The sequence below is a fragment of the Ignavibacteriales bacterium genome (genome assembly GCA_016214905.1).
Taxonomy (GTDB): Bacteria; Bacteroidota; Ignavibacteria; order UBA10030; family SZUA-254; genus PNNN01.
Genome location: JACRMQ010000001.1, coordinates 40,273 through 52,853 on the forward strand (window position 1 = coordinate 40,273; position 12,581 = coordinate 52,853).

The window sequence follows — 12,581 nt, forward strand, 5'->3', positions numbered from 1 at the left end:
CCCTTTCTTTAAATCATTTTAATTCATCGAAAGATATATCTTCTAATTTTTCAATTTCACCATTAATAAATTGCATGATGTACATCTCATCATTAATGCGGTTTTCGGTAAACGATATCCTCCGGTGAATACCTTGAAATTGTTTTCCGCTTTGTAAGGAATGAACTACTGCCTCGCGTGTGATATTTCCATCGGATATTTTGTTTAAAATAAGCCGACAAGCATCGTATCCGATTATGGAATAACGCGAAGGCCGCTTTTTCATTTCATGAATAAATATATTCTCAACCGATTTGTATCTCGAATCGTTTTCATCAAAATATGAATCGGTAATAAATATGATTCCGTTCAGGTAACGCTTGTTCGCCTCAAGATTTCCCGGTGCATACCATTCATTGCTGCCGAACAATTGCGTCTTGATATTAAAATAATTGATCTGTGAAGCGAGAACTCCGATATCTTCCTGATCAGAAATTGCTAAGAACAATCCTTGAATTGAAGTAATAGGAATCTTTAAATTTTCTTCGGACTTTTTACTTCCCTGTAAAGCCAAACCGCTTTTCCTGATATTATAAAATTGTTCGCTTAAGTCGGTGGAACCTTTTGCATAATACTGAATGTCCGCTATCTTTGCGCCTAACTTTTCCGCTTCCTTCCTGAATGCATCTGCCGAAGATTTGCCGACTGTTTCACCTGAAGCAAGAATAGCGATTGTTTTTAATTTCAGCTTCTTGACAATATAACGTGCTAGCAGTCTGCCCCGTACTTCATAATCGGGATTTAGCTGGAAAACATATTTTCCTTTTGAAGCAATTCCCACGGCAGTTGCGGTTGGAGCGAATAGGGGCATGCTCAATCTGGCAGATTCTTCTGCAATCCGCATTGTCTCGTCACTACCCAACGATCCGATTACAGAGATTACATCTTCGTCATCTGCGAGTTTTCTAAATTCTTTAACCGCAACCGATAAATTCCTGTCGGTATCACGAACATCCAATAATGCTTGTGGTGCTGTACTGTTTTGTATAGTGTACTCACTCAACGCGAATTTTATTCCATCCAACAACTCATTTGAGATAACCTGCATGCTGCCACCGCTTGTCTGTTTGGAAAATGGAAGCAATACACCGATTTTTATACTCTTCCCTGTTTGCAGACGGAAATCTAATCGTTGATATAGACCTGTATAATAACTGCTACTGTCTCTCTGTAGAACTTCCTTAACAAGCTTTTGAGCATCGTTTATCTTTCCGATGTGGTAATATTTCTCGGCTAATTTCAAATGTATGAAATCAACCATACGAATTGCCTTTGTGCTTTTTAGGATATTATTCAAATCATCAGCGGTGAGATATTTATCGGTTATCTCATTCAATAATTTTTCCGATTTCGAACTCAACGAAGTATCGTCCCCGCTTTCGATGCAATCGCGCAAGGCGATAGCTGATTCATAATTCTTTTGAAGGTATAAGTAATCCACCGCGAGCGTGAATAACGCATCGCTTGAGTAAGACGATGATGGAAATAATTTCAATAAATCTTTCAAGATCAAGATGGATGCTTTGAATCTCTTCATCTTTTGCAACGTTTTCCCGGCCATCATGTACGATCCGGTTGTTCTTTGATGAATTGTTTTTTGATTCATTAAAGAATCAAAGATGTTGAATGCTTCTTCGTATCGTTTGTTTTGAAAATACTTTAAACCGGTGGTGAAATATTTCTCTGCCACAGCGTCGTAATGGAATTTATCCTGTGCATCGCAGTAATAACAGGAGAGCAGAATAAAAACAATTATTGATATTTTGGATAATTTATATTTCATCTAAAAATATTACAGAAATTATCGGATATTTCCAATCTAATAATCACGTCTCATTGTCCTGATCCCTGTTATAAGGAAAAAGGATCCAACTACTCCGGATACCAGGATAAACGAAGCGGTTGAGATGAATAACGAATTTAATTCAAACGGCACACCTTTCAGCATGTAAGCAAAGAACCCGTTTAAAGGAATAAATGTTGATGCGACTAATAACGTCAGATATATGATGCTTAACAAAAATATCAACGTGGCATTTTGCGACGATGCAATCCGTATAGGATTTTTCTCTTTAAAATCGGCAAAATAAGATCCCATTCCAAGATTCATACTTACAGAAATAAACGCCACCGACGCTGTAAGAAGAGCGGCGGAATTTACCAGAACAGGAAATTCCATCAAAGATCTGTGAGAAAATAAAACCAATAATTCACTTAACAATAAAACAGGCACAAACCAAATCCAATATTTCAGCATAAATATTTTATTCCGCTTGACCGGAGAAGATAATACCGACCAGAAATTCGGTCCCTCTATGCTCATGCTGGGATATATAAATCTCAACGCAATAGATACAATTAGAAAAGAATTGAATAAAAGAACTACCATATATGAAACAGTTTGTAGAAATGGCATATTCTGTTTAAGGTTTATGTTTGAGATGCTCACCATAAATAAAAGTACTAGCAGAGTGATTATACCAGAGTGAATCCATTGGCTTGGTTCACGTACGAACTGCCAGAATTCTTTCTTCAACAGGACACTCGATTGTAAATTGATTTTAGATTTTCGCTCTAAAGAGAATACGCGCGGTTTTTCTCGTTTCGTGTTTCCTGATGCGCTAAATTCCAATGAAGCTAACCAACTCGTGAAAAATATTTTTTTTCCAACCAATACCATTGCGCAGAACAAAATAATCGTTGTTATAAGAATTAGAATTGTGTACGAAAATGCCAAAGCATGATCCCCTTTCATCGTCCAATACAATGACTCGGCAATCCAATAATTTGGCAAATATTTTGTCATCCAGTGGTCGAGATAACCGAAATATTGATCGAGATTGGGATAATGCTGTAATATTCTCGCGACGAGTTTGAGCGGACTCGTTATGGTAAAATAACCGGTGAGAAATCCGATATACAACATTGTTAAAAGAGCAACTAATTTTTTAACTCCGATTCGCCCAGCATATCTTACCAAAAATAATATCAGTATCACCGCGAGACATCCTGCTATCAGCATGAACGGAATCAACATCAAAAATAATGTCCGTAAATAGAACAGCCAATCCATGTGGAAATGCGATCCGTAACCAAGAAGCACTGCGAACGCTATGATAAAAAATGCCGATGAGCTGTAAAAAAAGTTATCGAAGAATTTTATCAAAAATAGTTCGGTATGGCTCACCGGTTTTGTCATGTAATATTGGACCTCGCTGGAACGGTAAAAAGTGGCGTACGATACGATAATATTTCCGACATTGATCGACACAAAATAGACGAAAAGTATCATCGAGAGAAAACGATGAAGCAGGAATGAACCTAATTTTGCCGTATCCAACAAGTAATCTGTTCCAACACGAGTAGCGTAAAATGCACCTAACGCAAAACCACCGAATATTATTGCAGACGCGAGATTCCGGAAAATATTTTTTACCTTCAACTCAAACGACTGTTTCAGAAACGATAATATTTTAAAACGCGCGATGTGAATTAAGATTTTCATTTCGTTAGCTCAAGAAAAACCGATTCAAATTTACCATCCCCGCTTTTTTCAACCATTTTTATGTCATTTGTCGGTCCTTCATATATTAATCTGCCATCCTTTATAATTCCTATCCTATCACATAACTCCTCGGCAACAGGTAAGCTGTGAGTTGACATGAATATCGTAATACCCTTTTTTGATTTTTCTTTGAAGGTAGTTTTTACAATATGAGCGCTGCGCGGGTCGAGTCCAACCATCGGTTCGTCTATCACTAAGACTCGTGGTTCGTGCAACAGTGCCGCTGCTATAACCACTCTCTGGCGCATCCCTTGAGAATAATTTTCTGTCCGCTGATCTATCCAAGAACCGATTTCAAATAATTCCAATAACTCCTTAATTTTCTTAGTTGCCTTGTCATGATCAACGCTGTACAATCCGGCACTAAAATATAAAAATTCTCTTCCTGTCAATTTTTCGTATAAGAACGGTTGATCAGGAATGTACCCTATCTTATGCTTCGCCTCAAGTGGTTGTTTCAGGATATCGTAACCATCGACTACAATCGAACCGGAAGTTGGAATGAATAAACCGGTCATCATTTTAATCGTCGTTGTTTTACCCGCTCCGTTTGGTCCAAGGAAACCATAAAATTCCCCCGTTCCGATATTGATCGATAAATCGTTTACTGCCGTAAAATTGCCGAATCTTTTTGTTAATTTTGATATTTGAATCATCTCGTCTCAATCTTTTTTATTTAATGTTTCAAATATTTTTGAAAGATGCAAAAATCAACATCATTCCTTGCGCCATTGTATTGTCTGCCATCTAAATCCATCCGATTCCATAATTATCGCACCATCTATATCGGTTCGATGAGTTGTTATCGACCGTTCCTTAAATCTATTTAACACAGTTGGTGATGGATGACCGAATTTGTTATATTTACCAACCGATATTATTGCTGAAGATGGTTTTATGTATTCTAATAATTCATCTGTCGAACCTGTTTTACTTCCGTGATGAGATACTTTCAACAGTTCGCTCTTCAGCCATCCACCATATATTTTTGTAACATTTTTATCAATCTCTTTTTCCGCATCTCCCATCAGCAACAAGGAATTATTTTTGTGAATAATCCGCAAGACTATTGAAGCATTGTTTACATTTTTATTGTCAATACCTGAATCAGACGGTGAAACGGTGTAAACTCGGACCGTGGATGATGAGTATAGATTCATACCCCGGTGAATTATCTTTCGATTTAATCCAAGAGAATCTGTTAAACTGATATATTCTTCGCATAAAGTCGATGAACATTTCATACTTGATTCGTATATCTGACTGACCGGTATCTGACGTAAAAGACTAGGCACTCCACCCAAATGGTCTGCATCCGGATGAGTTATAACGAGACGATCGATTTTTTGCACTTGTCGATATTTTAATAATGGCAGTATGAATCTATTAGCTGCATCAATATTGAAAGTTCGTGGACCGGCATCAATCAGCATATTACTACCCTCAGGATATTCAATATAAATTGCATCACCCTGCCCAACATCAAGAAATGTGACACGTAAAGGTTTTTCTTTAAGCGTACTTATTAAAGATGAAATCATCATCACGTTCAATAAAATAAGTGTGACTATCGCTAATTTCCCTCGCAGTCCTTTTTTATAAAAATTAAAAATAACAACTATGAAAATGTAAAAATATATCGCATCGATAGTTTGTAATCTTAAATCGGAGAAGGCATACGGTATTGAACCGAACCAATCAACCATTTTCAACATAATTTGGGTGCACAGTTTGGCACTTTCGGCATAGATCGATCCTATCCAATTAGATGCAAATGAGAAAGCAACCGAGGTCATTCCGATGATAAGGATAAGATTGGAAAGCGGGACTATTATCAGGTTTGCGGCAAAACTTATTATTGATATTTTTCCGAAGTAGATTGATGTGAATGGAAGCGTTCCTATTCCGGCGGCGAGAGTAACTCCAAACGACAGAATCAGGAAGTTCACCAATCTATTGGATATTATTTTTTCAGGCAGGTATTTTTTTACGTATATGATTTTGGGATAAAGATAGACCATTGATAATACTGCCATATATGAAAGTTGAAAACCGGGAAGCAGCAATTGCTTGGAATCGATTACGAGTAAGATTACAGCAGAAACGGCAAGAGTATTATAAATATCTGTTTTTTGTTCCAAAAGTTTGCCGATCAAGAAGACAACCGCCATGATAACAGATCGGCTGACAGATGGTGAGTTTCCTGTGAGATAATTGTAATAGACAAGAGCCAAGCAAGTAATTAGAATGCTTGCTTTCTCAGGTAATCGCATCAATTGTAAAACCGCAAGAAGAATAAGCACAATAATCGCAACATGTAAACCCGAGACTGCAAGTATGTGCATAACACCGCTGTTGATGAATGCGGTTTTAACTTCCGCAGATATTTCACTCCTCTCTCCAACAATCAACCCTTTTAAAAATTTCGCTTCCTCCCCGCCTATCAACAAATCCAACTTTTCAGTAACCGCTTTTCTGACAGGATATACGAATAAAGAATTGAATGTATTTTGTTCAATCCCTACAAGCGAACTGTCATCAAGTTTTTCAGGGAAGAATCTCGCGTGTATATCCAAAAGACTTAGATAATATTTTAAATCAAACTCACCCGGATTACGGGCAGTTCGTACCGTGGACATTTCCCCCTTTAATCTGAGCCGCACACCGTAATTGAGTTTCGCTTTTGCAGATTCATCGACAGCAGAATTTAACACTGAGACGTACAGATCACCTGATACATTTCTCATCTGTGAATCGATTACGATTTTTTGAACATTCAGAATAAAACGAATCGATTGGGCACTCTTCCTCGGCAACTCCACAACAATTCCTTCTACGATTACAGGACGTGCAATATTGGAATATTCAGAAATATCATCAATCGACCTGTAGTTTGAATCGAAAGACATCTTTGATGAACCGAATAAAATTAAAAGAACGAAAATAATAATTTGTCTTTTATCTTTTGTCCGATTGACCATACCGGCTATAAAATAGATCGCGACAACTGCGCAGCTAATTAAAAGCAGGATAAGTAGAGGAATGTTGTAATAGTAAGATAATATAATTCCGATGCAATACGGTATCAGGAACTTCATCGCAGGTTTCGTATTGAACATCGCCCCCATTACAGTACTTACCTCATGATTTCAGGAACTCTAAAATTGCAGGGGTTACATCTGTAATTTTCTTTATTGTTTTCGTCAACAGATGATGATTTTTGCCGAATGCGAAAAACGGAACTGGGTTTCTTGTATGACTTTTTGTTGAAAGATCTTCAATATTTCCATGATCGCTGGTAATTACCAACACCATTTTATTCTGATCCATATTCTCAACGATCTGCCCGATAAATGAATCAATTTTTTCTAACACACTAACTGCCTGATGCATTGACTGGCTATGCCCCGCATGATCTGTATAAAAATATTCAAACAGAACAAAATTGCATCGTTCGGCAATTTTAATAAATCGTTTTGCCGCTTGTCCAACGGTGATTGGAGTAATATCTGGATATCCGAGATTATCCCATCTATCGTTCGTAATATCCGCAGACAATCCATGATGATTTCTAAGGGTTTCAGCATCGTTTAATGGTGATCCTGTCGATCTCCACGCGTATGATATTGCCGCGTCGCGATTGTGTGTGGCTATGTAATCGAAGTATTGTCTCGGAAAAGCGTTCGCGTAACATGATCGATAACCATCATCACGCAATTGCCGGAATATATTCTTCTCTTCTACGATCGATTTTAAAGAGGAATAAAGATACGGACCGAAATGTTTACCTATAACTTTTGCCGTGTTCACACCTGTTAATAATGCCGATTGTCCCGTACCGCTTTGCGGTAACCCTGATACACCCAGTGTTGCATTGATTGCGACATAAGAACATTCTTCATTCCTGAAATGATTCGATTTCTTAGATGGGATATTTCCATCGAAATATTTGTTTAAAGAATTCATGTTAGCATTAAAGCAAGGATTTATCTTTGGATTCTTCGATCCTACTCCTAATCCATCAACAAAAACCATCATCACATGTTTATCCGATTTCATTCCCGAACCGGATTTTTTAAATCAAGTATCCACGCTTTTTCAATTTCCCTCATCGACTCGTTGAAGACAGCCGGAAATGTTTCCTCAATGGTTTTCCCTTCGCGGAATCTTTTTATCGTAGCATCAACTTTTTGCTCGCCAAACCTTTCTAACAGGAACTGGATTGTCGATCCCAGCTTAGCGTAAAGATCTCTTAAACCTTTTTTATCCAATGTTCTGGCGTAATCCTCACCTAGGTCGGCTAAGGTAGATATATTCAATTGAACAGGTCTGCCGAATTTCTCCACATCGTTTCCTGCCATTAATGAATACGCTTCGGCGAACCATGGCGGGCAAGCAGGTATCTGATCAAGTAAAGCGCGTGAAATGATCTTGCACAAAACATTATCGATATTTTCCCTTTTCTCTCTTTCATCGAAAGACACAACATAAAGTTTATCGTTTTTATAATCGCCGTCTTCAAAAACTTTCGAACCCGATTCATATTTCATTCGTGCTGCGGTTGCCAGGATAAATAAAGTTTTCTTTTCTAAAAATCCAAACCCGAATTTGCTCCGGTAACGTTCATATATTTTTTCGGATGACGAAATGATATTTCTTAACTCATCCTTCGGTATCGATTTTTCAAACTTAATATTAAAATATTTAGATGACGTTGATTGCAGCACCCTGAGTTGAGGAAATACAACCTGAGAAAACAGCAATATCACAATCATTAATCGCATCAGCATTTTATTCCTTTCAAATTGAATATCGTTATTTACTCTCGATCATTACTGTTACAGGACCGTCATTTATGAGGTGTACGTTCATCATTGCGCGGAATTTACCTGTTTTGACTTTATCTTCGCCAAGTTCATTGCGCAAATGATAAACAAATTTATCGTACAATGATTCAGCCAGTCCCGGTTGAGCGGCTGTGCTGTAACTGGGTCTGTTACCGCGTGTTGTATCGCCGTAAAGTGTAAATTGCGAAATTACCAACGCTTCACCTTGGATATCTTTCACAGATAAATTCATTTTATCTCCGTTATCTTCAAATATCCTCAGATTACTGCAGCGCGAAGCAAGGTAGCGGGCTTCTTCTTCAGTGTCGTTGTGTTTAACGCCAAGTAATATCAAAATACCTCTGCCGATCGCACCAATCATTCCACCATCCACATCAACGCTCGATTGTTTAACTCTTTGGATCAATACTCTCATTTATTAGCTTCGCCCTGCTTTCACAACTCTTTTGATTCCGTTATAATCCTTGAAAGATTCGATTTCAGAATATTTATCATTCTCAAATATTCTTTTGACTACCTCTGCCTGGTTATAACCGACCTCCACGAATATCGATCCGGTATTATTTAAGACCGTATGACCTAACTTAGAAATCATTCGATAAAAAGATAGTCCATCGCCATAATCGGTGTAAGAATATTCGGGTTCAAAAAGCCGGACTTCCGGTTGAAGTGTTTCGAGTTCGTTCTTCGGTATGTATGGTGGATTTGAAACGATGATATCAAATTTATCTTGCGCGAATCTTTCGTTCATGAAATCGGTTTGAACAAATTTTACTCTATCAGAAACACCCGCTAACGTTGCGTTCTGTTTCGCAACCTCAAGCGCATCCGCACTTCTATCGATAGCAGTAACCACGGAATCAGGAATCATTTTTGCCAAGCTGATCGCGATGCAACCCGATCCGGTGCCGATATCTAAGATGGAGATATTTTTCAATATTGATGTTTTGCAATGGTTTAAAACAGATACAACCAATACTTCTGTGTCGGGACGTGGAATGAGAACTGCAGGATTAACCTCGAACCGAATTCCCATAAACTCAGTATAGCCGAGGATATACTGCACCGGTTCGTGTTTCAATCTTCTATTGAAAAATGATTTATATTTTGCTAACTCATCAGGTGATAAGATTTTGTCAAACTTCAGGTACAAATCGATCCTCTTAAGATCAAGCGTATGGGCAAGCATCAACTCCGCATTGAGCCGTGCATCATCGATTCCTTTTTCTGAAAGATAATTCGCGCTCCATTCAATGAGCTTGAGTATAGTCCAGTTTTGTTCTTCTTCTCTTTTCATCATAATTCCTTGTGGAATGAAGATAATAAGGAAGGAGAAATAAAACAAACCGACGGCTGGAAGGAAGATCGTCCACCCACCTTTACATTAAAACCTCCGGTATCTTTCTCGTTACTCTTTTGAAGATATTGGAGGTCTAACAGGTTAGCTTTCAATCTCCCCATCTACGAGGGGGAGATTATAGAAGGGGTCGAAATAAATAAGCAAATAAAATCTCCAACATTTTCTTGAGACCACCCAAATTAAATAACGGAGGTTTGCGTAAATTCAATTTGCTTTCAACACAACAATCGTAATATCATCGGATTGAGAGGTATTAGCACTGTGCAGTTTTACAGAATCGACAAGGTTATTAAGAACCGTCTCAGCATCATCAGTCCGATGCTGCGTTACTAATGAGCACAGACGTTCGTCACCGAATTCTACATTATCGCTGTTCATAGATTCATTTACGCCGTCTGTAAACAGTACAAGCAAATCGTCTTTCTCTAAAGTTACTTCGCCATCATTGTATGATATACCGGTGTTCATAATACCAAGTATCATTCCACCTTTGTCGAGCAATTCCAACGAGCCATCAGCGTGAACAAGTATCGGCGGATTATGTCCGGCGTTCACATATTTGAATATCTTCGACTCGGTATCTAATATCCCCCAGAAAAATGTAATGAATCTGCCATTCGATGTGTTTTCATAGATAAGATCGTTCACGCGCTTAGTCAATTCCGAAAGCGACAGTCCAAGCGGCACCAACGCCCTAATTGTTGCTTGCAAACTTGCCATTAAGAGTGATGCCGGAGTCCCTTTGCCCGATACATCGCCAATCGCGATTACGAAATGCTTGGAACTCAGTTTGATAACATCGTAATAATCGCCACCCACTTGCTTGGAAGATATATTTACGGCGGCAATATCGAATGACGGAATTTTTGGTAAAACTGCCGGTAATAACCCTTTTTGAATCTCCCTCGCGATTATCAATTCATCTTCCATCTTTTGCTTCTCGATAGCATCGTTGAATAATCTAACGTTATCGAGCGATATCATCGCCAAATTGCCGAGTGAAGAGAGAAACTCCAAATCTTTTTGAGTGTATGTGTCTTGGTTTAACTTCTCACCGAGTGCCAACAATCCTTTTGTTTGCTGTTGAAGCTGCAACGGAATGATCGCTTCTATCCCGGCATTCTCAAGCCATCCCTGCCATTTCTTTTCTGTTTTACTGTTCATCTCGCTAACGAGCATCGGCCTGGTTAACGATGGAATATATTGACAAACATCCTCCCTATTTTTTCTGTCAAGTTTTTCTGCGACCACATTCATCGTTCCGTTCTCTTCAAGACAAAGGAAGTAGCGGTTAACTCCGATTTGTCCCATTACCGAGAATATTAAAAGTTTGATAAGTCTGTTCTTCTCTAAAACAGAATTGAATTCTTTCCCCACTTCAAAAAGAGTATTCAACTCCTGGATCTTCCTGTCGAGTTGACGGTTTACAACGCTCAATTCTTGTATGAACAAACCTTTTTCAATAGCGACTGCGGCAATATTCGCGATAGATTTGATGTAAAGAATTTCTTTATCTGTCAACTTTGTTCTGTTCCCGGGAGTGATGCCGGCAATTCCAACGATACGGTCACGCGCCACTAACGGTATCAGCATAGTAATGCCGATAGTTTGAAAATCTTTTATCCATTGATAACGTCGTTTATCTTCTTTACCGACGAAAATAATCCGTTTGGGGATTTTAGAAATCTTCCATTCTGTCTTTGATGAATCGGTGTGTATTCCTTTAGCAATTTCTGTTTTGAAAATATTGGTACGATTTTCGAGAATGACTATCCCTTTTAGGGACAGAAATTTCCCCATCATGGTAAGAAGAAAATGATTAAAGATAAATGTAAGATCGAGCGAAGCATTCACGACTGAACTGAACTCGAAGAGAGATGTCAGCTCAAACGCGTTTTCAGTTTTGATTTGATTTTTGGATTTTTCCTTCATTGCCGCCATATCATCCCACAGCGGTCGACATCTTTTTCATAAGATGAACTTCACATTTTTTATCGTCACGGATTTTATATTCAACACTATCCATCAGCAAACGCATAAGGTGAATTCCCAAACCGCCGCGCCGTGGATGCACGAGGTATTCTTTCATATCCGGCGATTTTATTAATTTCGGATCGAGCAATTTCCCCTGATGGGTAATAATCACCTCGAACTGTTGTTTATTAGTCAATACCTTTATCTCCAATTCCTTATTGGGTGCGTATTCATACGCATGTTTGATGATGTTGGTGCATGCCTCATCAACAGCGAGCGATATTTTACTCACCGTCTCATCATCGAAACCGAAATTGCGCGCGGCGTCGGATACAAATTCGCGCACAACACTCAGTTTTTCGGTATTGCTTGATATATTCAATATAGATGTTATCATTTCTATTGTCTCATCACTTTCCGGGCATTAAGTATTTCTTAATGATTATTTTATCGAACAAAATTTTTGAATCGCCTCCGCTTCGTCCGATGTAATATCATACAAGAGCGGAAATCCCAATAAATCGAAAACATTATATATCTTTGAAGACATATTCGACAGTTTTATATCTCCGTTGTTTTTTCTAACGTCTTCAATGTACGCCATGAAAACGCCCAAACCCGCGCTGCTGATGTAGTTCAGGTCTTTGCAATTCACAACGATATTAAAGACTTTTTTATCGATGAGAGTTTGAAATAATTTTTCTAACTCGGGTGCCGTATGCGCATCGAGATAACCTTTTAAATCTACCACTTGTATTTTTTGATTCTCTCGAATTGCGACTTTAAAATTACTCAT

Annotated in this window: 11 protein-coding genes; all 11 read right to left on the bottom strand. The window is 38.4% G+C overall.

Translation table 11 applies throughout. The annotated features are described in order from the left end of the window. Positions 1-13 precede the first annotated feature (13 nt). The 11 genes from HZB59_00180 to HZB59_00230 all read right to left on the bottom strand — a co-directional run bounded on the left by HZB59_00180 (position 14) and on the right by HZB59_00230 (position 12,581). Entirely contained in the window at positions 14-1,822 is a 1,809-nt protein-coding gene (locus tag HZB59_00180; GenBank protein MBI5019839.1) for a penicillin-binding protein activator, read from the bottom strand. Between the two features lie 36 nt (positions 1,823-1,858). Further along, positions 1,859-3,544, bottom strand: a complete 1,686-nt coding sequence (locus HZB59_00185) for a hypothetical protein (GenBank protein MBI5019840.1) — start codon at positions 3,542-3,544, stop codon at positions 1,859-1,861. Then, positions 3,541-4,260, bottom strand: a complete 720-nt coding sequence (locus HZB59_00190) for an ABC transporter ATP-binding protein (protein MBI5019841.1) — start codon at positions 4,258-4,260, stop codon at positions 3,541-3,543. Before HZB59_00190 ends, HZB59_00185 begins: the two co-directional genes overlap by 4 nt. Positions 4,261-4,320: 60 nt before the next feature. Further along, positions 4,321-6,723 carry a DNA internalization-related competence protein ComEC/Rec2 gene (locus HZB59_00195; protein ID MBI5019842.1) on the bottom strand — a complete coding sequence of 801 codons (2,403 nt, stop codon included), beginning with the start codon at positions 6,721-6,723 and terminating at the stop codon, positions 4,321-4,323. 22 nt (positions 6,724-6,745) lie between these two features. After that, positions 6,746-7,663 (bottom strand): alkaline phosphatase family protein, encoded by a 918-nt coding sequence (locus tag HZB59_00200; GenBank protein MBI5019843.1) that lies wholly within the window; start codon positions 7,661-7,663, stop codon positions 6,746-6,748. After that, on the bottom strand, positions 7,660-8,388 hold the full coding sequence (locus HZB59_00205) for a hypothetical protein (protein ID MBI5019844.1): 729 nt from the start codon (positions 8,386-8,388) through the stop codon (positions 7,660-7,662). Before HZB59_00205 ends, HZB59_00200 begins: the two co-directional genes overlap by 4 nt. Positions 8,389-8,419: 31 nt before the next feature. Continuing rightward, entirely contained in the window at positions 8,420-8,866 is a 447-nt protein-coding gene (locus HZB59_00210; GenBank protein MBI5019845.1) for a D-tyrosyl-tRNA(Tyr) deacylase, read from the bottom strand. Between the two features lie 3 nt (positions 8,867-8,869). Next, a complete protein-coding gene (prmC, locus tag HZB59_00215; protein ID MBI5019846.1) occupies positions 8,870-9,748 on the bottom strand; it encodes a peptide chain release factor N(5)-glutamine methyltransferase in 879 nt (292 codons plus the stop codon). A gap of 267 nt (positions 9,749-10,015) precedes the next feature. Next, on the bottom strand, positions 10,016-11,743 hold the full coding sequence (locus HZB59_00220; GenBank protein ID MBI5019847.1) for a SpoIIE family protein phosphatase: 1,728 nt from the start codon (positions 11,741-11,743) through the stop codon (positions 10,016-10,018). Positions 11,744-11,753: 10 nt separating this feature from the next. Then, a complete protein-coding gene (locus HZB59_00225; protein MBI5019848.1) occupies positions 11,754-12,182 on the bottom strand; it encodes an ATP-binding protein in 429 nt (142 codons plus the stop codon). A 45-nt stretch (positions 12,183-12,227) separates the two neighbouring features. Continuing rightward, complete coding sequence (locus HZB59_00230) at positions 12,228-12,581, bottom strand: STAS domain-containing protein (GenBank protein ID MBI5019849.1); 354 nt, start codon at positions 12,579-12,581, stop codon at positions 12,228-12,230.